Consider the following 23841-nt stretch of genomic DNA (forward strand, 5'->3'; position numbering starts at 1 on the left):
TTACGAAGTAAAGAATTCGTGAAATTCGCGCAATTCGCGGTCAAAGAAAAACCTCACTCAACCCGAAAAGGCGTCTCCATCTCCCCCAAACAAGGCAACTTCCCATCCTTCTCCGAAACCAAAATCTTTGACAGATCCACCTGCCAGTCAATCCCCAACGCTGCATCATTCCAAGCAATCCCAGCATCATGCGTGGGAGCGTACCAGTTATCCACCTTATAAGCAAACACAGCCGACTCGCTCAACACCACAAATCCATGCGCAAAGCCCCGTGGAATAAAAAACTGTCGCTTATTCTCACCACTCAGCAACACGCTCACATGCTGCCCGTAAGTGGGGGATCCCTTGCGAATATCCACCGCAACATCCAACACCTCACCCGACACGCAACGCACCAGCTTCGCCTGATCAAACGGCGGCTTCTGAAAATGAAGCCCCCGCAACACGCCATGCGATGACTTACTCTCGTTGTCCTGCACAAAATGAATGTCGCCAATGTGCTTACGAAAAGTATTCAGATTAAACGACTCGAAAAAATAGCCACGCTCATCACCAAACACACGCGGTTCGATGATGGTGAGACCGGAAATAGGGGTTGAAACAAAGTTCATTTATTTAACTATAATATTAAAAAACTCATCACAATATAACCTTATAAAACATCCATGATGCCTCTCGGCAACACACAGGAGCATGATTATGGGAAGAAGTGCAGGAGTGCATCAGTAATTTTATTTCATCTCACTGAACAAAAATAGAATCGAACCATTCCAAAATCCCCCTTCGGGGGATCAAGGGGGCTTAACTCTTCTCACTAAACTCCTTAATCCGCTGTTCCTGATCTTTTTTACAAATCAAAAGCGTATTGTCATCTTCGGCAACAATATAGTCTTGCAGGCCTTGCAAAACCATACGTTTTCCTTGGGGAGCGCGAACCACACAACCCTCACTTTCAATCATGGTCACATGATCGCCGACCACGGCATTGGCTGATCCATCCTTATCCAACTGAGAATACAATGATCCCCACGTCCCCAGGTCACTCCATCCAAAATCGCCGGGTAAAACATACAATCCTCCATCCCCGTCCTGTGCCCCACTCATTCGCTCCATCACCGCATAATCAATAGAAATGCTTTTGCACAAAGGGAAAAGTTGATTGACAGTATCCTGCTCAGCTTCTGTAAAAAACTTTTCTGACATCCGATCTAAGGTTGCTGCCAAATCGGGTTCATATTCCCTAAGACTTTTGACAACCGTTGCCACATCCCAAATAAAAATACCTGCATTCCAATAATAACCACCTTCAGCCAAATACTGCTTAGCAACAACCAAATCTGGTTTCTCTTTAAAAGCAAGCACCTGACGTATTTCGTTCAATTCAATGGAACTCCCTGACTGGATATATCCGTATCCGGTATCAGGTCGCGTGGGGGTCATCCCCAGCGTTAGCACTTTATCGGTGCCTTTCACAAACTGAACTCCCTCCTCAATCACGCGTCTAAATTCTGTAGCATCCAACACAACATGATCGGCCGGAGACACCACAAGGGTCGCATCCGGATCGCGCTGTCTGATCTTCCAGGCCACATAACCAATGCAGGGGGCTGTATTGCGCATGCAGGGCTCAAGCAATATCTGCTCGTCGGGGATTCCGGGTAGTTGCTCTTTTACCAATTCTTTATAAGATACCGATGTAACGACCCACACTTTTTCGATGGGAAAAAGAGAACCGAAACGGTCAACCGTCAACTGCAACAGACTCTTCCCGACTCCAAGGACGTCAATAAACTGTTTTGGTTTTTCAGGCCTGCTCATGGGCCAAAAACGACTGCCGACGCCGCCGGCCATGATAACAAGGTGATTGTTCATTTAATTTATAATAAGAGTCTGTTTTACTTCAGATACCATTCATATACCTTTTTTACTCCCTCATGAATTTCAACCTGATGTTTCCAACCTAATGCATGCAACTTTGACACATCGGTCAGCTTTTTCATCGTTCCATCTGGTTTTGATGTATTGAACACCAAATCACCGGAGAAACCAACTTCCTTTTTGATCAATTTGGCTAAATCGCCAATGGAAATATCATTCCCTGTACCAATGTTGATGTGGCAGTTACGAATTTCTTTCTGGTCTGCTTTAAATGTTTCTTTAAAAGTAACACGCTCCATAATGTAAACACAAGCGTCTGCCATCTCTTCGCTCCATAAGAATTCGCGCATGGGCTTACCGGTGCCCCAAATCTCAATTGTCACATGCCCGTTATTTTGTTTTGCGATCCCGTATTTACCAAGAATTTCCACTATTTCATTTTCCGAAGCATTACCATCTACTCCCTCAATCGGACGCAGATTTAAATCTCTTCTTATCCCCTCCCAATCAGATGTTTCCAAACATTTTCCCAGATGATTTTTGCGGATAAGAGCGGGTAATACGTGACTTTTCTCCAGATCAAAATTATCATTGGGGCCATATAAATTGGTAGGCATCACCGCGATGAAATCCGTACCGTATTGCAAGTTGAAACTTTCACACATCTTTAACCCTGCGATTTTTGCAATCGCGTAAGGTTCATTGGTATATTCTAAAGGTGATGTGAGCAGACTTTCTTCTTTCATGGGCTGAGCACAGTCTCTGGGATAGATACAGGTACTACCCAAAAAAAGAAGTTTTTTTACACCATGACGATAAGCTGCACCAATCACATTGTTCTGAATCGCTAAGTTTTCGAAAATGAAATCGGCTCGATAAGTATTGTTTGCAACAATTCCACCCACTTTTGCCGCTGCCAGAAATACAAATTCCGGTTTCTCAGACTGAAAAAATGACTCCACTGCTGAACCATCCCGAAGATCCAATTCCTTGGAAGATTTCCCAATTAAGTTGTTATAGCCTCTTGACTTTAGGTTTTTCCAAATTGCAGAGCCCACTAATCCGTTGTGACCTGCCACATATATTTTAGACTGCTTTTCCACGTGCACAGATTTAAATAATTAAGTTCATAAAGAACAATGCTTGTCTTGCTTCGTCTTTATGAACTTATTGTTTTGATAAGGTATTGAGGAATCGAGTATTCCAATTATTCAAAATAATTCAGTGTTTGATATCCACCGTCCTTTAGGTATTTGTCTTTTTTTACCAGCTTTATGTCATTAGCCATCATGTCTTTCACCAGTGCAGCCAAATCATATTGTGGCTCCCAGCCGAGTTTTGTTTTCGATTTGGTAGGATCGCCAATCAATAATTCTACTTCAGTCGGGCGGAAATAACGAGGATCCACGCGTACAACCACAGTTCCTACAGCCACTTGATATTCGGGATTTGAGCAACGAACAACTGTTCCGATTTCATCAACGCCCTCTCCCGAAAAAGCAACTTCAATGCCCATCTCGTTAAAGGCCATCTTCACAAAATCGCGAACAGTGGTGGTGATTCCTGTGGCAATCACATAATCTTCAGGTTTTTCCTGCTGAAGAATCAGCCACATAGCCTTGATATAATCCTTGGCATGTCCCCAGTCTCTTCTGGCATCCAGATTACCCAAATAGAGGCAATCCTGCATGGTCATCCCAATTTTTGATACTGCTCGGGTAATTTTACGGGTCACAAATGTTTCACCACGCAGTGGGCTCTCATGGTTAAAAAGAATGCCGTTACATGCAAACATATCATAAGCTTCACGGTAATTCACCGTAATCCAGTAACCATACAATTTGGCCACCGCGTAAGGACTGCGCGGATAAAAAGGAGTGGTTTCACTTTGTGGAACAGCCTGTACCAATCCATACAACTCGGATGTTGAAGCCTGATAAATGCGTGTCTTCTGTGACAGCCCCAAGAGACGAACTGCTTCCAGGATACGAAGCGTACCAATACCATCGGCATTGGCGGTGTACTCGGGAGTATCAAAACTAACCTTCACATGGCTCATGGCAGCCAAATTATAAATCTCATCGGGTTGAACCTCTTGGATGATCCGTGTGAGGTTCATGCTATCGGTCAAATCGCCATAGTGTAGAATCAGATTCCGATTCTCGACATGTGGATCCTGATACAAATGGTCAATTCTGTCGGTATTGAACAAAGATGCACGGCGCTTGATGCCATGCACAATGTATCCTTTTTTTAATAAAAATTCAGCCAAATAGGCTCCGTCTTGTCCGGTGATGCCGGTAATAAGGGCAGTTTTAATTATTCCCATGTTACATTTCTTTTAATAATTTTTGCAGGATTTCCTGCGATAAGACAATTCGTTTCATCAAAACATCCTCTAACAACAGAGTCTGCTGCGATTACGCAATTATCTGCTATTTTGGTTCCTTTATATAATTTTACATTACATCCGATCCACACTTTATCTCCAATAATAATACCCGATTTTTTTTCCTTCTTCCCTTCATAATATATTGAATGAAAATCTTCATCTAAAAACTGACAGTTCCATGAAATTGCACATTGCCTTCCAATTTTTAGTTCGTGCATTATTATAATGTTGGTATTGCCATTAATATATCCTCCGTCTCCAATTTCTACGCATGCATTCTCCCCAATATCAAAAGAACACCCGCGACTTATAGCAAATTTGCCTTTAAAAATTAGTTTTCCCTTCACATTTAGTAATGTTTTTGTCTTAGGATGAATAAATCCTGTTTTATCTAATCCAATTTTTATATATGATTCATTTTGCACTATGTTTTTTATGCCTTTTATCTTTACGTTTGGAGTCTGGAATATTCTCTTCCCATATAATAAATATATAATCGGCCATAATATAATTGCAATTGTTCAATACATACTTTTATTAAATTTTAATCGCGGTTACTATTTTTTTTATTTGCTATATTAGAAATGAAAGTTATTAAATAATAATGCACAAATAGGTCAGTAAACATTAAATGCTTTAATTACTAATTAAATAAGCCTTGTGGCATCCATAAATTCATAAAATTTTCAAAAAGTAATTTGATATTTTAGAATAGTAAATATATGCTTAGTGATAATTATGGTCATTTAAAACTTTTGTGTTGACTATTTTGCGATCAGAATCCCAAAACCAACCCCATTTCATAAAATATAAAAAGCTCGAATTAAGGTGTGCTATGAATAATCTTAAATTAGTCTTTGATTCCTTGGCATAGTGATGGTAAATATGAACATGTGGATAATAGAGCACTTTATGTGTTAAATTTACTTTTCTGCAAATGTCGATATCTTCTAAATACATAAAATAGCGAGGGTCAAAACCATTAATTTTTTCATAAAGCTCGCCCTTGATACATAGAAAACACCCAAGTAAAAATGGAACTTCCATCGTACTTTTGTAGTCTGTGAAACGAAGTTCATTTTTTACTGCATGTTTCTCCTGTAATTTTTTTACCGGAATTCTTCTCAAAATCAAATCTAAAGGAGTAGGAAGCAATCGACAAGAAAATTGTATTTGAGCATTTGGATAATATATTTTGGGACCTAATATACCAATATCATCATTATCTCTCATAAAATTTGCTATTTTAATAAATACAGATGAGTCACAATATATATCGGGATTAATAATAAAGTGAAACTCGGATATATTGCGAATTCTTTCAAATGCAATATTGTGACCTTTCCCAAATCCTAAATTAGAGTTCAGATAAATATAAATAACATTTTTTTTTGAGCAAAAAAAACTTCGGAGACTTTCTGTTGGGGAATTATCCGCAACAACAAGTACAAAATTCTCTGTGGGCAATGAATTTAAAACGGCTTCTAATAGCGATAACTTATTTTTGTATACGACTAAACTGGCGGTGAGAATTTTCATGTCTAAAATATTTATCGCTTTGATACTAATGTTTTGTATGATTTGGATAGTATTTGATAATGTAAAGGAAAGGGTAAGTTGTCAAAACCTCCACTAAATTGAAATGAAATATCTGATGTGAGAAACTGTTTTATAATAAGTTTAAGTTCATTAAAAGATTTAAATGTAAAAGCCCCATCATTTATAAATGTTAGCGCACCAATATCATTTGATGCGATGATACCTTTCTTATTGAGAAGTGCTTCAGGTATAATAAACCCAAACGTTTCACACCACAGCGATGGCACAATTAAAATATCAAAATAATCATAGGCATTATCTCGAGAGAAACCATGTTTAACAACCTTTTCAGACAGTCCTGACGGAACATGAATGTTATAGCTATCTTCACCAAAAAGGTGCAATTCAAAATCTTGCAAATTTTCATGAAATATACTATTAAAAACATCGATCAATTCCAAGGCTCCCTTTTCTGTTCTTTTTCCTCCCATAAATCCAAATTTCAGTCCTTTAGGATTGAAGTGAACGACAAAAGGTTCTATTTTATTTTTTATATTTTTATGGCTGACTGGTATAACTTCATTAGCACATTTAACACCAAAATCTGTGAATATTCTTTTAGTTAAATAACTGTTGTAGATTATCAAATCAACGTTGTCGTTTATTTGGTGGATGTAAGTTGCTTGCCTCAATTTGTATTGATTAGCATTATCAATATTTGGAATTACCTGCCTAAAATTTATATATGCAGAAGCATTTGAGCGAACGATTTTCTTTGCAAATGATTTAATTTGATTATACGACTGAATGTACTGGCACATTCTATTATTACGGATATAATGTTTTGTGCGAGTTAATGCCAAGCGATTACATTGAATACACTTAATTCCATTTTGTGTATCATCACATTTTTCTTTCGCAGGATCTAACAGGTTAATCGTTGGACAAAGCGCCTGATAATCGTGCACAGAAAAGATAATTTTTACATCCTGCTTTTTTAATGCAGATAATAGATTTGCCGACAAGCAATAAAATGTATGAAAATGCACAATATCAATGCAATTATCATTAATAAAATTAACAAATGCATCTTCTAAATCGGGATTGGAGATTGATTTTTCCGGATAACGAATCCCTTCTAACAGTGATTCTGGATTAGGATTTTTAATCCCCACCATTACGATCTTCCCATTTCGTCGCTTTATTTTTAGTGAACATTTCTTTGATAACAAAGACTGAAACCAAGGGAAAATAACATAAACTTGACCAAGCAAGGGGTCTTTTGCTTGTTGTTCTATCATACTTTCCACGTATGATACAAGTCCTCCTAGTCGACGATAAGGTTCGCCAATACAATAATGCGCAACTTTCATCGCAGTAATATTATCTATTCATCACTTTTCGTTTGTAAAATGCCATTACAGCCCAGCAATATTGTAACAAAGCAAGCAGATTATTAATTTTAGCTACTTTCTTTTTTACAATAAGAGCTTCCTTTAGTGCGTCTACTGTATCACTAGCTCCGCCGTGACGCATCAGCCCTATAACTTCATTAACAAATGAAGCAGAAATGGAGTTCCCAATACGAAGTAGAAATTCATAGTCTGCAACTTTCTTGTAGGAAATGTTAAATGTTCCAAAGCGATCAAATAGTGTACGATGATGAAAAGCTCCCACATGAGCTACATTCATATATCTATTCATTTTTGACAGGTTCCATCTTGACCCCCAATTTCGGATGGGTTTTAGATCATTGCTAACCATTGTGGTGATCGCAGAAACAAAATTTAATGTAGGATTTGCATCAGTTGACCTCAGCATGATCTGCAACCAATCTTCAAACATAACATCATCACAGCCAACAAATGTGAGCCATGTTCCTTGGCTCATTGAAATCGCTTTATTCCACGCATCATATATACCATTATCTTTTTCTGAAATCCATTGGATTAGAAGCCGATTGGAATAATCTTTTATTATAGAAACGGTTTGATCTGTAGAACCTCCATCAATTATAATGGTTTCGAAATTGTGATATTTTTGTTTAATTATAGAATCCAAACATTCTGGCAAATACTTTTCACCATTGAATACTGCAATTATTATTGAAACATTTACTTGCATGTTGTGTTACTCAATTTTATCTGTTTGTAAGAAAAATAATAAAGTAGTAGGAAGAATAGAAAGCCATTGACAGCATAATTTCCATCTCGAATTAACTTTAAGATAATCAATAAAAATACTCCTTCATTAATTAAAAAAAATATTTCTACGACCTCGTTATTAAACGTTCGTTTTTTGATTTTAAATCGAAAAAGAAGATATATTATCAGTCCAAAGCCAATCAACCCAGTTTCTGAAAGCAGTCTTAACATCAACGAATTTGCATCCTCTTTGTTAAGAGAATATTGATCTCCAGTCTTTGAAACAATATTGCTTAAATATTTTTCATGATTATAAACGTGATTCCCTAAGCCAGCGCCAATCAACGGATGATCTTCCATGCTTTGCATAGTTACATAAGCATTGGATAATAGTGCATAAGTACTCCAATTATCCGTATTTTCAATATTATCTATTTTTCCACTGTATTCAAATGTGTCATTTATCCTCATCTGAAAAAAGGGAAGTTGACTATAAGCAATCATTGCTAAAATGGAAATTGCAACAAGTCCAATTACTAGTTTGGGTAATGACTTTCGTGCGACTTTAATGATAAAATATAAGAAAATCCCAATAATGCCAATGGATGAGAACGTACATATAAATCCACAAAGCATGATGATTGCTTTTGTAAGACTATAATTAATTTCGTTTTTATTATCTCCCAAAATTCGACTTATGGCAAAATAAATAGCAGGAAATGATACATATACAAAATGCGCTGGTTCCTGCGAAAGTCCACCGGTACGCAACATTCCAAATTCAGTTGGCTCAACCCTATATGCATTTAGAATCCAACTTAAATCATAAACAAAAGCAATACCGATGATATGTGCTATTTGTTGTATTAAAATCAATAACGAAACAATAAATATTAAATTATAATAAGCTCGAAAGATTGAAAGCAAATCAAAGTCTAAAGCTTGAAAAGAAAGATATAATACTAAAAGTGTAAAAGTAATAAGAATGACCTGTTTAAAGACTAAGCTAAATTCAGAACCTACATAACTAGTGATTAAGAATTGTATGAAAAGAATCGCTGTAATGATGCCGAATGCTCTAACTGTAATGTGCAAGTTAGGCTTTACACTGAACGAGAAAGGAATGAGAAACAATAAGCCTAAATATACCAAATAAAAATCAAAAGCACCTCTATATAATGCAATTGAGTACATATAAAGTGTACTTACCAAGCTATATGCTAAAAACGACTGCAATTTCATGTAAAAAGTATCTATCAATTACTATGAGTGCGGTCTGAATATTTAGAAATAGTCCTAATAACGTGATCCGTAAAATTCTTCCAGTTATATTTCTCAAGAACAGCAAGCCTTCCCAATTCAGTCTTTTTTATTAACTCTGATTCTTCCATATTTTGAAGACTCAAAATAATTTTTTTTGCCTCTTCCACATCTCCAAAAGTAATATTGGTCAGATATTCATTCTCGTAATAACCTGAAGTTGGCGTGCACAAAACAGGAAAACCCCATGCCATGCATTCTAAAATGGTAGTGGGATTGGGGTCTGCCTTGGATGGACTGATAAAGAAATCATATTCCATTGCAATTTGTGACATAAATTCGTTATCAAGTTGCCGAAAGTCAGATATTTTATGTACCCCTCTAATTTCTGATCCTAACCCAATCCACCCAAATTCGAATTGAGGAAAAGCCAAAGCAAGTTCGCTTAAGAAATCTGACCCCTTCATTGGATCGTTCTTTCCGATATAAAAGAAACGTCTTTTGTTCTTTGTATTAAATTGTTTCTTTATCAATGGATACGAATCAATATTTACAGCCATATCCAAACGCACCATTTTAGGAAGCCAATGCGCATACTTAGAGGTTTTCCATTGATCCCACCAATATTCTCCCATTATTGCAAACAATACATCCACTTTGGGAATCAGTTCATTCACATGATTCAAATATTTTACATTAATATGTGACGAATTTATTGTGTCATCGCAATGCAAGGGAGAAATCAATGCCATTATTTTTGCACATTCCTTTGAATTTAATGCCATTTCCGTAACGCCCACCTCATTTCCCTTAACGATCGGGAAAAATGGATGTCCAATGAAAACATCTGCATCTCGTAAAGAAATAACACTTCTCTCGGTCAGATGATAGAAATAAGTTGAATACAACTTACTTAGAGCACAATATAAATGTTTTGCATTCTCATACGGAGATTGTATCGGCCAATTTTTGAAATCATATTCGTTTAGAATTCTCTTGGATATTCGAGAATTTACAAGACCTTTATTTAGTAAATAATTCCTAATTCGCTGAAAAAATCCGCCAATGCTGTATTTAGGCTTAGTATATGGTAACGCATAAACAAAGTAACATTTCATACTATATTACTGTTTTAGATGAAACAAGTTAAATTCGTCCTTGATAAAGCTAAATAAATTGAGGTTGTTAAGTATTAATTGTCGTGCTTTGGCAATGTTTGAGATATTTTTTTCATAAAAATCACTTTCAATAATCTGCTTTAAGATATCAATCGCATCCGGATTATTTATATCGATATTTATATAACTCCCTTGTGGCAAATATTCCCCAATGTTTGGTGCACCGAAATAAATTGGCATACTCCAACAAAGTAAAGTATCAGTTATTTTTTCTGTCCAATAATATGGAGCTACTTCATTTTCAATAACCAATACATAACGAGAAATTGAATAAATTGGCCATTTGCCATTTGGTGCACTATTTATGTATTGGGAATATTTGGTCCATTTTGATCCACCATAAAGCGCTAAATCAAAGCCACTCTCACAAAGATTTTGTATGAATTGAGCTCTATTTTGATGACCAGGTAAATTATTGATATTAGAGTTAATTACCGTTAAATTGACACTTTTAATAGGAGCTTCTGTTTGTGATTCAAGAAAGTCAAAATCATATAAACATTGATTAGTTTTTGAGTATGAACTAATCTCCAAATGCCAATGGACATAAGGCGGTGAAGCAATATATTTACCTCCTTGGGAATATAGAGCCGGATCGGACGTGTATACACGGGTAAATTTATCTAAATTCTTTGAACGGTTCATACCCAATTGCTTGATATATCCAGGTGGTTCAATATGGATAAGCCATTTCTCACCTGTTTTGCTCCAAAGTGGTACATAAGGATTCGGCTTGTTTATAACAACTTGTACATCGGGCATTATTTTTGTTGCAAAAAGAACATTCTCAATGATACCTGTGTTTTCTTTTGTTTGTGAAGTAATATACTCTTCAAAAGTATGATCTTGTACCGAGATTGAAATGGTTTTATAATTTTTTATTCCATTGTTCTGCTTTATTCCAAAGAGTCTTCTGTGTGATGCTCTATAATCTCTGTAAAAACTAAACAAACTTCTAAGTTTAAACTTACTGATTAATAATTCTCTAATTTGGATTTTATTTATAACACTCATCCCTAAAATATTCTGGTTGGTATATGCCAAAAGGCGAAATTACACTATCTGAAGGTTCTCTCTCTTTTAATACTCTAGCTGGTATGCCTCCTGCAATGCTATATGGAGGTACATCTTTTGTTACAACTGAACCTGCAGCTATAATAGAACCTTTTCCTATTCTTACTCCTCCTATAATGGTTACATTAGCACCAATCCAATTTTCTCCTTCCAAGACAATCTCTTGACCACTGGTCAATGGAGAATAGTCATGAGTATTATGACCTCCTGAAACAATGGTTAGACCGATTGCTGTTTGAACATAATCACCAATTTCTATTGGACAAAAAGCCCAAAATTTGTTGAAATGACCAAATGAGCAATATTTTCCAATTTTAACATTTTGTATATTGTAAAACTTAAAACCGTAATCAATAAAACATGGCATTTCTATTTTTGCTCCCCATACCCTTAATATAATAATCTTAAGGGTATTAAATGGTAATAGAGAAAGCATTTCAAAAACAAAGTTTTGATATCTGTTTTTGAGTGCAAGTATGCACTCTTTTAATTTTATAATTATACTTTTTTTCATCAAAACTGCTTAAATCTATTTATCAGGAATTGTTAGTGAATTGCAAATAGTTAATAAACTTTTTACATTTCAATTTTAGATATAAAGAAGTGTTTAGTTTATATGTATTTGATTTGTAAAACGACTTTAATGATTTCTCGCCAAGGATATTAGTACCTCCACAAAAGGCATACATTAAATAAGAATTAAAGTTTCGAATGCTAGATTGATCCAAATCAATAGCCGTTTTGTCGAAAAAGATAGCTTTTGATAGTAAATAGATTAATTCTAATTTTGAGCTTGAATTAGTTGAAATGCTACCTGCATGTGCACGAAAGTAATTTAAACATTCATTAATATAGCCAAATTTGGGATAATCGGAGGCTGTCAGCAGAAATAACATAAGATCATTGCCAATTGCTTCTTTGGAAAAATCAACATGATATTTATTGGGAAAGTTAAGGATCAAATTCTTTCGAATTGAATCAGTTCGGAACAATGCACAACCTGGAGAATACGGAAATTTACCTTCAAAAGTGGCTGTTGAATATATCCCGTTTATGAAAATTAAAGAGTTGTATGTCCCCGAATTTGGAAAAGATCGAAATAATATATCTGTTGCAGATGTTTGATTTATTCCCGAAAAAATAGACGCTTGAGAATAAACAAAACCAACATCATGATTTTTCAAAAAAGGTAATGCTTTTTCAATGAATGACTCATGCATTATATCATCAGACCAGAGAATTTTTGAGAATTCTCCTTTTGCCTTCTCAACACAACTAATCCAATTTCTTACAGGTCCAATATTTTTCTCATTACGAAATATTTGAATTCGACCATCTAATAATGCATATTGTGTTAAAATATTCCATGTTTCATCTGTACTGCAATTATCTACAATTATAATTTCAATATTCTTATATGTTTGGTTGAGCGCCGATTCAATACTATCACTTACAATATTTGCACGGTTATAGACAGGTATCAGGATACTTACTAAATTCTTTTCCATGATTTAATTAAGCAAAATGTTTGAATTGATCCTCCGACAGCAAAAAATGCTAATGAAATAATTGTACCAATTATAACTCCTCCACTTCCCCAACGAGAAGCAAAGAAAATTGATAATGGAATATTTAACACTGTTCCTAAAATAGCAGTGATTACCTGCACTTTTGTTATGCTTAAAGCATTAAGAAGTAATGCAAAAATATTATTCCATATTGAAATAATAGTATATACAGCCATTCCTATAATTAACAAATGTGATGCAGCAAATTCTTTCTGAATCCAAATTTTTATTAATGGATTAGCAAAAATAAGCATTAAAATAGTAATAAGACAAAAACCAATGAACAAGCGTAATTGGCTCTTCATTGTTTTAATAATCCATGCGTAATCTTTATTAGATGCAGCTTCTGTATATGCACTCCAAAAGGGAACCATAATCGTTGCCGCCAACATATTTAATACTCCAAAATATCTAAAGACGATATTGTAAGGTGTAACTTCTTTAGGCGAAAGCACATGAGCAATAATTAAACTATCGGTTTGAAAAATTACAAGACCTGCTATTTGAATTATAAAAAATTTAACTCCTAGCGATAGTATTTCTTTAACTTTTTTAATCCTATAGTCTTTTAACGAAGGCTTTATGCGCTTGAAAGAATTATTAAATAGGATTAAATTAGAAAAAAACAATACAATTGTTGGTGTTAGTACAAATATTGTTCCGATAACAACTAAGTTTCCATATATTAAACTTTTGAAAGCAATAAAAACACAGAGTATAATGCTATTTGATATTGAATAGAGAAATGCTGATATTGCCGGTTTATGAGCAGCTGTTAGTATTGTATCAATTATTTTGAAAATGAACTGAAGACAAGTAAGAAAAAAAGAAAGGCCAATCAATAATGAAATTTCACTTTCTAAATCATTACCAACATTCAAGACCTTTCCCCAATTAATACATAGCCAAGGAATTATAAACACCAGACAAATCAACAATGCAATAAAACTAATTGCAACATAACTTGTGCTAATATACTCTTTTGCGTTTTTAATATCTTTTCGAGCAATTGCTTCGGTCAATTTATTTCTTAATCCGTTACCAATACCAATATCAAAAATCGCAATCCAAGTTATGACATTGAATAATATTATCCAAACTCCATATTTGTAATCATCTAGTAGCTGCAACGTTAGTGGGACAAGCAGCAAATTCACAAGAATATTATACCCCTTTAGAAGCAACAATCCTAGGATATTTTTTCGTGCTCTAATAGTACGTTCATGACCATTTAAAATAAATCCTTTGATACGTATCAGATCAACCATTGCAACATTTTTTCTAATCCACACAAGGAGTTTATTTTAGGTTGCCAACCAGTTAAGTGACTAATCTTTGTATTATCAGCAACAAAAAATAATTGATCACTTTCTCTTGGCACCAACTGAATATAGGTCATTTTAATAGAAAGCATTTGCTCTAGTGTCGCAAATAATTCTAGCAAAGAAAGACTATTTTCGATTCCTCCTCCGACATTAAAAGCTTGGCCTTTAACTTTTTCAATATTCTGAATGGCAGAAAAATAAAGATTAACTACATCTTCTGCATGCAATACATCCCTTACTTGTTTGCCTGTACCAGAAATTGAGAAAGGTTCCTTTATTGTTTTTGATTTTATTTCTAAAGCCTTTTTACAAAACCAACCAATCCACCCTTGATCATAAGTTGCATGTTGGTTTCCACCATACATAGACGAATGTCGAAACACAGCAGTTTTTATTCCATAAATGCGAGCGTAATCTAAGAGATATTGATCTGCAGTACCTTTGGAACATCCGTATGGAGAGTGAAAATCCAAATTAATACTTTCATTGAATCCATTCGGAAATTCCTTGCATATGTATCTGGTTACAGTTTCTTCAAAGGTCAAATATCCAAAGTCGCCATAGACTTTATTTGTTGATGAATATAAAATAATACTATTGGGTGAATATTTTCGAACAGAATCCAAGAGATTAAAAGTACCTATGGCATTGACCTCAAAATCCAAACGTGGATTCTGAATAGACGTAGTCATTGCAACCTGTCCTGCTAAATGGAATATAAAATCAGGTTTAATTTCGTTGACAACAGTTTCAACATCATTTAGATTACGAATATCATATGGGAAAAACCTAAAATCACCTTGTTTTCTTAACCACTCTAAATTAGAAGAACTTCCATAACGAAATAAATTGTCAAAGATGAACAACTCATCGCCCCGTTTTAACACTTCTGCTGCAAGATTGCTTCCAATGAAGCCGCATCCACCTGTAATTAAATACTTCATCTTCTATTCATTTGTTATTTATAAAACAGTAAGTTCTTAACGAAAACATCACTGCGACATCAAAAAAACTTATTTAATTTTATTCATTAATCAATTGGATCAATCTTTCTTTTGTATCAATATCTAAAAAACTACCAGTTATTTCATTTAGTTTGGTTATATCACATTTTAGATCCATTATTTCATTAGAACGATAGGGTTTAGCTCCATAATTTACAACAGAAAATGATCCGATCTCCTTTTTACAATGATTAATAATATCTTTCAATGATATGCTTTCCCCACTGGCTACATTTATTATTTCACCTTTAGCGTTAGATGAGTTTATCAGTATTTCACGAATCAACATTGAAAAATCATCAATATAGATGAAATCTCGCTTTTGTTCACACGGTGTTACATCTAATCTTTCTCCAGCCTTCAGCTTTTCTATTACATAAGGAATAAACTTATCTCGGGGCTGAAAACGTCCAAACAAATTACCAGGACGTACAACGGTTGCGGGGAAATTGTCATTTCGATGCAACATCAATACCAAATTGGTTGCTAACTGCTTAACCAATGCATAAGGAGAATTCGGTTCTTCTCTAATATATTCAATTAGTGGGGAATTAATAGAACCATACTCTTCAGAACTACCAAATTGCACAAACAATTTTAAACTTTGACAATGCTGAAAACGATAGAACAACTTTGTGATGATTTGAATATTAGTACGAACCATATCATCAAACAAACTTAAATCTCTTTCTGCAGTAACCACAGAAGCTAAATTAACTATATAATCGGGACTACTAAAGTTGCCTGGTATATTATCTACAATAAGATCTATTTGTTGACAATCAATATTGGGAAAATTTAAAAAAAAATCACTGTCAATATAACGATCGAAAACAGTAATCGAATAAAAATTTGACAAGTAAACAGCTAAATTCTTACCGACAAAACCAGAACCTCCAATAATATAAATATTCTCCACTATATCTCGCTTATAAATAATACTAATTGATTAAGACACTTTTTGTAGTAATGATCATAAACATTGTCGCAGTACCAATCGGTAGTTAAAGCAACAGCCCCTTTTACTAATAATCGAGGTTCCCATCCTAACTCCCATCTCGCCTTACTTACATCCAACATCAACAACTTAGCCTCGTGTAAGTCATTGGGATTAGATGTATCTACCAATTCACCCTTTCCGTAACATTTTACAACTTCAGAAGCTACTTCCCAAACCGTTGCAATGGAATCAGCGTTAGGACCAAAGTTCCAACCTTCACAATATTTAGTTGGCTCTTCCCACATCCTTTTTGCCAATAGAAGATAACCACTTAATGGCTCCAATACATGTTGCCAGGGACGAATTGCCTTGGGACTGCGTATTTCAATTGGGATTCCGGCTTCAATGGCGCGGATGCAATCAGGAATGATGCGGTCTTTAGCCCAATCGCCACCGCCAATCACGTTACCTGCACGCGCACTGGCAATGCTTTTGCCATGTTTTTCGTAATCTTTGGGATTGAAAAAAGATCGTCGCCACGAGGCAATGGCAATCTCTGCAGCTCCTTTGGATGAGGAGTAAGGATCGTGACCGCCCATGGGTTCGTTTTCACGATATCCCCAAATTTGTTCTTTGTTTTCGTAACATTTGTCGGTGGTGATCATCACGCCGATTTTTGTTTTTTCACAAGCCCGTATTGCTTCTAAAACATGAATGGTGCCCATGACATTGACTTCGTAGGTTTCTACGGGAATGTCATACGATAACCGTACCAAAGGTTGTGCGGCTAAATGAAATACCACATCGGGCTGATATTTGAGGAGGACAGATTTTACCAATGCTGCATCACGGATATCACCTCGAATATCGACCATTTTGCTTGATAAACCACATACCACAAAATTGTCCCGCTCGGTATATGGATCAAGCCCTAAGCCGATTACTTTAGCTCCCATTTCCAACAACCAAATACAAAGCCAGGATCCCTTAAATCCTGTGTGTCCGGTTACAAGTACGGTTTTATCCTTGTAGAAACCTTCAAATATGTCAACGTTTGTATTCATTCATTCCATGTTTTCCAGGGAGCTTTTCCTTTTTCCCACATTTCGTTTAGTTCGGTGTTATCGCGTAAGGTATCCATCGGTTTCCAGAATCCACGGTGTTTGAATGAATTCATCAGTCCTTGTGAGGCAATGGTTTCCAGAGGATTGCGTTCGAAAATGGTTTGATCACCCTCTTTGATAAAATCAAATACTTCAGGTTGACAAACAAAAAATCCGGCATTGATCCACATACCGTCACCTGCAGGTTTTTCGGTAAATGCAGTTACATTCCCATCGTCGGCTATTTCCAGCGAGCCGAACTTTCCCTGTGGTTTATATGCCGTTACGGTCAATAACTTATTACTACCATTGTGTTGCTTTACCAATTCTGCAATGTTCACATCCGAAACCCCATCTCCATAAGTAAGCATGAATGGTTCGTTACCAATGTATTTTTGTACCCGTTTGATACGTCCTCCTGTCATGGTGTGTAAACCCGTTTCTACGAGAGTAACACGCCAAGGTTCCGATCGATTGTTGTGAACTTCCAATTGGTTGTTGCTTAAATCGATGGTGATATCGCTGGTGTGAACAAAATAATTCGAGAACCACTCCTTCAAGGCATATCCTTTGTACCCAAGGCAAACAACAAAATCGTTGTAACCATAGTGAGAATAGGTTTTCATAATATGCCAAATGATGGGCATGTCACCGATTTTTACCATCGGTTTGGGAATTGATTTGGTTTCTTCGCTCAAGCGGGTACCAAAACCACCGGCTAACAATACGACTTTCATTCTTGGTTAAATATTAGTGGTTTACCATTCGTCGGTATGGATATTTATGGCACCATTCTGTGCCAATACAGACTTGAATTGTTGTGTAAACTCTTCTCCGCCGCAGATATAATAGTTGGCTGTAGAATCCCCTCCAAACTGAGACAACAATTGCTTGGCGGTTAACCGACCATGAGCATGTTCGGCAATTTCTTCGCGTGTGAGATGAATGTGCAAATTTTGTGATGGCACAAGCCTTTTCAATTCATCCAAACAAATCAATTCCTTTCTGTTTTTTGCCGAATAGTAAAGATGCAATCTTGAAATATCGCCCTCTTTAGTCAGATATTCTACAAAGGAAATAAACGGTGCAATACCCGTGCCTCCTGCAATACAAATAATAGGACATTGATTGTCGAAGAATGGCAAAAGAAAATCGCCAAACGAATATTTCATATAGCAGGCAACTCCTACATTCAATTCACTAAAAATGCGATTGGTGAATGCACCAATTCGACGAATTACCAAACGAATGGTTTGTTCATCATTCAAATAGGAAGCAACACTGAAATTTCGCGATTCCGGCCAACGGTTATTCTTGGGTTCATCCAATGCCAATTGAACAAACGTACCCGGATCGAAAAAATGATATTTATCCAGTTTGAAAATGTACTCGCGTACATCATCTCCATAATTATTGATCTTAACGACGGTAGCTTTGCTGATAGTTGCCATTAGATGCCGGTTTTGATTTTAAAGAATTCTGCAAATACGTCGAGGATATAATCCATCTTTTGTTGGTCAATTCCCGGGTACACCCCGATGAATATGGTGTTGCTCATGATTTGATCTGTCACATCAAGAGAACTGGCAACACGATAATTTACATCCTTAAATGCAGGCTGGCGGGTCATATTGCCTGCAAACAGCTGGCGGGTCAATATTTTATGATCTTCCAGATAATTGGCCAGATCGTTACGCTTGAAAAAAGGGTTGACCTTTACAGTGAATGGAAAACCAAACCACGAAGGATCGGATTTTGGGGTTGCCTGTGGCAATGACAAAAATTCCTGAAAACGGGTCAAGCCGCTTTTCAATTTATTAAAGTTGTCCTTGCGTGCCTGAACAAAACCTGCTAATTTCTTTAACTGGGCAACACCAACCGCAGCCTGCATGTCGGTTACCTTTAAGTTATATCCCAAGTGGCTGTATACATATTTATGGTCATATCCAACCGGCAGGTCGCCATACTGACCTTTGAACCGTCTGCCACAGGTATTGTCACATCCGGGATCACAATAACAATCACGTCCCCAGTCACGCAACGAAGTAGCGATGCGTTTTAAAATAGGATTGCTCGTCAATACTGATCCACCTTCTCCCATCGTAATGTGGTGAGCAGGATAAAAGCTCGTGGTGGCAATGTCTCCAAAAGTACCCACCATTTTCCCATTATAGGTTGAACCAACTGCGTCACAACAATCTTCAACAAGGAACAGGTTGTGCTGCTTGCAAATTGCTTTGACTGTATCAATATCAAATGGATTCCCCAAGGTGTGTGCCAATACAATTGCCTTGGTTTTTGATGTGATGGCCTGTTCGATAAGCGAGGCATTGATGTTATAAGTATTCAGATCCACATCAACAAAAACAGGAACAGCTCCGTTTTGAATGATTGGTGTCACGGTCGTTGGAAAACCGGCAGCAACGGTAATGATCTCATCGCCGGGTTGAATGCGTTGCGACTTAAGCAGTGGAGAAAACAACGCAGAAACCGCAATCAGATTGGCAGATGATCCTGAGTTGACTAGCATGCAATAGCGTTGATGCATGATTTGAGCAAATTTTGCTTCAAATTCTTCGGCATATCTGCCTGTGGTTAGCCAAAAATCCAACGATGAATCAACCAATTTGACAATTTCATCTTCGTCATAAATTCGCCCTGCAAATGGAATGGTTGTCTTGCCGGGAATGAATTGTTGTACCTTCTGCTCTTGGTAAAACTCTTTTACAAGTTCTAATATCTCGGTTCTGATATCTCTGCTCATCAGTAAATTCAGTTAATTAACTCTATTATTAAAATATTCTCTTTATCGATGGAATCAAATGATTGATCAAAATCCCAATTAAACCAAAAAAGCCGCCTAAAAACACACTCACCGCCATAATCATCCCCCTCTTCGGAGCACTCTTATCCTTCGGCACCACCACCGGCTCCAACACCGTAAACACCGGCGTCTCCTCCTTCACGGTGATCTTGGCTTGCTCCAATTGCTGTGCCAAACCCTTGAACACCGACGATGACATATCATAATCATCACTCAGTCTTTGATATTGCACATCGGTACGTTCCGAAATCAGGTTACGGTGACTATCACGATAATCCATCAATCGATTCCGATTCTTCTCATATTCATCCTTAACTTCGGCATAGCGCTTCTCAATAAACATTAACTGCTCCTTGGCCTGCTTCGATTTATAGTCAATCACATATTTCTGTAATAAACCAACGGCCTTATCTGCAATTTGAGCAGCCAACAAAGGATCATTTACTTCTACCTGCAGAGTAACCAAATCATTTTTCTTATCCTGCTCCACAACCATGGCACTTTTTAAATACTGAATCGCCGAACGATGAATCGGTGATAGAACGAGATATCCCACTGAATCACGACCCGAAACAACTGACAGTTGTTCTTTAGGACTACCTAAAATGGCATCTTTAATAGTCCAGGGCAAACGCAAAGTGTACTTCATCAAAACAGATTCCTTTGAAGAAGAAGAAGATTTAATCTCCATCAACTCATAAACACTCATGGGCTGAGGATACTTTTCCCAACGAAAGGGCTCATGCATCAGTTCCATCAAATAAGGCACACTGGCAACCACTTTCGGGTACAAATCGGCTGGAATGCCTGAAGCCGACTGCCCCATCATCGAACCGATGTTAACACCGGCAAGCCCGGCCAATGAACTCAATCCACCCAATCCGGAACTCTTATTCTCCGCTGAAGGTAGAATTGTGGCTGATGCTTGATACTTCTTCTCACCCGAAAAACTGATAACCAACCCAATAATAAAACATACAACAACCGAGTATAATATTATCTTCCTTCCCTGCCAGATAGTTTTCACCAATGCCAGCAAATCAATTTCGTCTCCTTTGATGATCTGATTCTCCATAAATATCTTCAAAAAATATTACCAAATAGTGGCAATCACCAAAGCAATGGATGCCAAACTCGATCCGATACCCACCCATCCCTGAGGACCAATTCGTTCTCGTTCGGGCTTCTTGGGAACCACAATTTCGGCTCCGGGGGTAATTTTAGGATACTTCTTAAAAAACAAATAACCTTTGGTCGCCGAAGATGATCCATTGGGATACAACACATAAGTCTTTCCTTGCTTGGCATTAACTGCAAATCCCCCACTTCGGTTCACATACTTTTTGGTCGTCCATCCTTTGGTATATACAGTGGCAGAAGGATTCAAAACCTCACCCGAAATCTTAACTGTTTGCATAATGGATGGGATACGCAACAGATCCTTATCCTTCAAATAAATATCTTCTTTACAGCCCGGATTTGCTAAAATTTTTGGCAAATCAATACTGATCACATCAAAATCATAACTCGAAAAACGAATGGTCGAATCCTTTAACATCAAATCCTCACGCCTCGCCAAATCTTCCTTATTCATCACTTGTTTACGAATCAATCGGGCTCCTTCGGGATAAGAATTTGAAGTCAACCCCCCGGCACGTTTCACCAAATCGGATATGCGCTCATTCCACGACGACAAACCATAATCACCACCATACATTACATGTCCATAGATGGCAGCTGAACTGGAGCCCTTAAAACCGGGCATTGACCGCACAAACACTTCATCAAACACCCCTAACACGAAACTAGCACCTTGATTATCCATCTTCAAATCTCGCGATATGGCAAACTGAAACAGCTGTGCCGTGGCTGTTGTGCTCTTGTCTGCTTCGTGGTAGGGCAAACGACGCATCACTTCAATTGATGATTCTGAGGCTGATTCCTTTAACCCCCCTGACATAATCACCAAGTCTCCCAAAGTCATCCCCTCTGAGTATCGATAATGTCCCGCATCAAGAACTTCTCCGCCAATAAATACAGTCTGAGTCTCCCGTATTGAATCAATAAATGCTATAAATATTTTATCATTCCCCTTCAAAAGAATGGTCTCATCTCCTGTAAGTACACGTTTTACATCAAATGAAAAGTTATAGGGAGTATAATCTGGCTTTAAACGGGTAACAAATCCACGGTTCATAAAAGCATTCTCCGTGACACCATCTGCCATATCTATCAATGATTTCAAGCTCATCCCTTCCTCATACTCATACGCACCGGGACGAAACACAGCTCCATCGATACTCACCATATTATCTATCCGGTCACTGATTTTTCCGGCGAACAAACTATCGCCGTTCACCAAGAACATATGATTAAAATCAGCTTCAAATACGTTCTTAAATTCTTTCTTAACAGATGTATTACGATACAATTCAATACGTGAGGTATATGCATTCTCGGTAAAACCGCCTGTATAGTTTAGTACATCTTTAACTGTCTCTCCTTCTTTTGATTCAAATAATCCCGGACGTTTGAATTCACCGCCCGCCTTCACTCGCTTCAAGTAAGGTGGCACCAAAATCACATCATTATCTCGCAATGCAACATTAACACTGCTATTACCATTAATCAAAAAATCATACACATCCAGAGAAGCAATTTTTTTCCCGTCTCGTAAGATTTGTATGTCCCTGAACGAACCATTTTTATTTGGTCCCCCGCAAAGATATAACGCATTGAATGCACTCGCAGTTCCTGGCAGTGTATAACTTCCTGGCACAAATACTTCACCAATAACGTGTACCTTAATGGCTTTCAACTGACTCAAACTGATATTAACAAAAGTACTAGGTGATGGAGATGATAAATCACTGTAAATTTTGGAAAAATTAAATATTAAACGTCGTTGCGCTTCTTCAAGCGTCAAATTGCCTACCGACACTACACCAACTTGTGGAATAACCACATTGCCTTGACGATCGACCGCCAATTGGTAGCTCTGCTCTGAAAGACCCCACACATCAACCTGAAATTCATCTCCCGAACCGATCACATAACTGGACGAAACAGGAATGGTCAAGTTAGGCTCAAAGGTCAAATTCTCATTATTGAAAAACTGAAAACCAAATATCCGATTGTCAACCTTCGATGAATCAATCTTCACTCGCTCTGAATTAAAATTATGCTTATCCTGCCACATCGAAGTGGAATCTTTTCGAACATTCGATTTTTGAGATGATTTTCCTGATTTAAGCGCCTCCATCCTCGATTTCAACTGATCAATCTGGATTTGCGTCATCCCCTTGGCGCGTGCCAAATTCACAGCCTGTACTTCGCTTAAATTATTTTTCTCAATCTGATCCATCAACTTGCGAATTTGATCATCACTTAATTGATCAACTTTTACCGATTGAGGATCGGTTGCTTTAAAATTATTTTGCGAATAAACAGGGAGTAAAACTCCAATTAAAAAAACCAATAAAATCAATCGTTTCATCCCAATTCCAAAAGCCATCTGACTATATTTGAATATTTTATAAACCAATAAAATCCCTTCTACACTACATTTTCAAGGATGCAAAGAAAGTGAAAAGGTTGCGTCTAAAAAAATGT

Annotated in this window: 22 protein-coding genes; all 22 read right to left on the reverse strand. The window is 36.9% G+C overall.

The window, feature by feature from the left end:
* Positions 1 to 53: 53 nt before the first annotated feature.
* The 22 genes from rfbC to LX69_RS04110 all read right to left on the reverse strand — a co-directional run bounded on the left by rfbC (position 54) and on the right by LX69_RS04110 (position 23743).
* The gene (gene rfbC / locus LX69_RS04005; RefSeq protein ID WP_111444538.1) at positions 54 to 611 is read right to left on the reverse strand and encodes a dTDP-4-dehydrorhamnose 3,5-epimerase; all 558 of its coding nucleotides are present in this window, start codon (positions 609 to 611) and stop codon (positions 54 to 56) included.
* Positions 612 to 801: 190 nt separating this feature from the next.
* On the reverse strand, positions 802 to 1872 hold the full coding sequence (locus tag LX69_RS04010) for a mannose-1-phosphate guanylyltransferase (RefSeq protein WP_111444539.1): 1071 nt from the start codon (positions 1870 to 1872) through the stop codon (positions 802 to 804).
* Positions 1873 to 1895: 23 nt separating this feature from the next.
* Complete coding sequence (locus LX69_RS04015; RefSeq protein ID WP_111444540.1) at positions 1896 to 2981, reverse strand: GDP-L-fucose synthase family protein; 1086 nt, start codon at positions 2979 to 2981, stop codon at positions 1896 to 1898.
* Positions 2982 to 3085: 104 nt separating this feature from the next.
* Positions 3086 to 4207 (reverse strand): GDP-mannose 4,6-dehydratase, encoded by a 1122-nt coding sequence (gene gmd, locus LX69_RS04020; protein ID WP_185741696.1) that lies wholly within the window; start codon positions 4205 to 4207, stop codon positions 3086 to 3088.
* The gene (locus LX69_RS04025) at positions 4198 to 4695 is read right to left on the reverse strand and encodes an acyltransferase (RefSeq protein WP_111444541.1); all 498 of its coding nucleotides are present in this window, start codon (positions 4693 to 4695) and stop codon (positions 4198 to 4200) included. The genes gmd and LX69_RS04025 overlap by 10 nt, the downstream gene beginning before the upstream one ends.
* 301 nt (positions 4696 to 4996) lie before the next feature.
* Positions 4997 to 5809 carry a glycosyltransferase gene (locus LX69_RS04030; protein WP_111444542.1) on the reverse strand — a complete coding sequence of 271 codons (813 nt, stop codon included), beginning with the start codon at positions 5807 to 5809 and terminating at the stop codon, positions 4997 to 4999.
* An 11-nt stretch (positions 5810 to 5820) separates the two neighbouring features.
* Positions 5821 to 7182: a glycosyltransferase gene (locus LX69_RS04035; RefSeq protein WP_111444543.1), complete on the reverse strand. Its 1362-nt coding sequence runs from the start codon at positions 7180 to 7182 to the stop codon at positions 5821 to 5823.
* A 10-nt stretch (positions 7183 to 7192) separates the two neighbouring features.
* Positions 7193 to 7933, reverse strand: a complete 741-nt coding sequence (locus tag LX69_RS04040; RefSeq protein WP_111444544.1) for a glycosyltransferase family 2 protein — start codon at positions 7931 to 7933, stop codon at positions 7193 to 7195.
* Positions 7924 to 9195, reverse strand: coding sequence for an O-antigen ligase family protein (locus LX69_RS04045; RefSeq protein ID WP_146260636.1), 1272 nt, complete (start codon positions 9193 to 9195; stop codon positions 7924 to 7926). The genes LX69_RS04040 and LX69_RS04045 overlap by 10 nt, the downstream gene beginning before the upstream one ends.
* Positions 9196 to 9209: 14 nt before the next feature.
* Positions 9210 to 10331, reverse strand: a complete 1122-nt coding sequence (locus tag LX69_RS04050) for a glycosyltransferase family protein (RefSeq protein WP_111444546.1) — start codon at positions 10329 to 10331, stop codon at positions 9210 to 9212.
* A 6-nt stretch (positions 10332 to 10337) separates the two neighbouring features.
* On the reverse strand, positions 10338 to 11435 hold the full coding sequence (locus tag LX69_RS04055) for a glycosyltransferase family 10 domain-containing protein (protein ID WP_221621270.1): 1098 nt from the start codon (positions 11433 to 11435) through the stop codon (positions 10338 to 10340).
* Positions 11389 to 11979, reverse strand: a complete 591-nt coding sequence (locus LX69_RS04060) for an acyltransferase (RefSeq protein WP_111444548.1) — start codon at positions 11977 to 11979, stop codon at positions 11389 to 11391. The genes LX69_RS04055 and LX69_RS04060 overlap by 47 nt, the downstream gene beginning before the upstream one ends.
* A 22-nt stretch (positions 11980 to 12001) precedes the next feature.
* Complete coding sequence (locus LX69_RS04065) at positions 12002 to 12973, reverse strand: glycosyltransferase family 2 protein (protein ID WP_111444549.1); 972 nt, start codon at positions 12971 to 12973, stop codon at positions 12002 to 12004.
* A complete protein-coding gene (locus tag LX69_RS04070; protein WP_170124229.1) occupies positions 12958 to 14325 on the reverse strand; it encodes a lipopolysaccharide biosynthesis protein in 1368 nt (455 codons plus the stop codon). Before LX69_RS04070 ends, LX69_RS04065 begins: the two co-directional genes overlap by 16 nt.
* The gene (locus tag LX69_RS04075) at positions 14289 to 15302 is read right to left on the reverse strand and encodes an NAD-dependent epimerase/dehydratase family protein (RefSeq protein ID WP_111444551.1); all 1014 of its coding nucleotides are present in this window, start codon (positions 15300 to 15302) and stop codon (positions 14289 to 14291) included. The genes LX69_RS04070 and LX69_RS04075 overlap by 37 nt, the downstream gene beginning before the upstream one ends.
* A gap of 79 nt (positions 15303 to 15381) precedes the next feature.
* On the reverse strand, positions 15382 to 16281 hold the full coding sequence (locus LX69_RS04080) for an NAD-dependent epimerase/dehydratase family protein (protein ID WP_111444552.1): 900 nt from the start codon (positions 16279 to 16281) through the stop codon (positions 15382 to 15384).
* The gene (gene rfbG / locus LX69_RS04085; protein ID WP_111444553.1) at positions 16281 to 17366 is read right to left on the reverse strand and encodes a CDP-glucose 4,6-dehydratase; all 1086 of its coding nucleotides are present in this window, start codon (positions 17364 to 17366) and stop codon (positions 16281 to 16283) included. Before rfbG ends, LX69_RS04080 begins: the two co-directional genes overlap by 1 nt.
* Positions 17363 to 18142, reverse strand: coding sequence for a glucose-1-phosphate cytidylyltransferase (gene rfbF, locus LX69_RS04090; RefSeq protein WP_111444554.1), 780 nt, complete (start codon positions 18140 to 18142; stop codon positions 17363 to 17365). The genes rfbG and rfbF overlap by 4 nt, the downstream gene beginning before the upstream one ends.
* Positions 18143 to 18163: 21 nt before the next feature.
* Positions 18164 to 18856, reverse strand: coding sequence for a ferredoxin--NADP reductase (locus tag LX69_RS04095; RefSeq protein ID WP_111444555.1), 693 nt, complete (start codon positions 18854 to 18856; stop codon positions 18164 to 18166).
* On the reverse strand, positions 18856 to 20169 hold the full coding sequence (gene rfbH / locus LX69_RS04100; RefSeq protein ID WP_111444556.1) for a lipopolysaccharide biosynthesis protein RfbH: 1314 nt from the start codon (positions 20167 to 20169) through the stop codon (positions 18856 to 18858). Before rfbH ends, LX69_RS04095 begins: the two co-directional genes overlap by 1 nt.
* A 28-nt stretch (positions 20170 to 20197) precedes the next feature.
* On the reverse strand, positions 20198 to 21304 hold the full coding sequence (locus LX69_RS04105; protein ID WP_111444557.1) for a Wzz/FepE/Etk N-terminal domain-containing protein: 1107 nt from the start codon (positions 21302 to 21304) through the stop codon (positions 20198 to 20200).
* An 18-nt stretch (positions 21305 to 21322) separates the two neighbouring features.
* Positions 21323 to 23743 (reverse strand): SLBB domain-containing protein, encoded by a 2421-nt coding sequence (locus tag LX69_RS04110; RefSeq protein WP_111444558.1) that lies wholly within the window; start codon positions 23741 to 23743, stop codon positions 21323 to 21325.
* Positions 23744 to 23841: the final 98 nt, after the last annotated feature.

Origin of the sequence: Breznakibacter xylanolyticus (genome assembly GCF_003254275.1) — a bacterium.
In the GTDB taxonomy this organism is placed as follows: Bacteria; Bacteroidota; Bacteroidia; order Bacteroidales; family Marinilabiliaceae; genus Breznakibacter; species Breznakibacter xylanolyticus.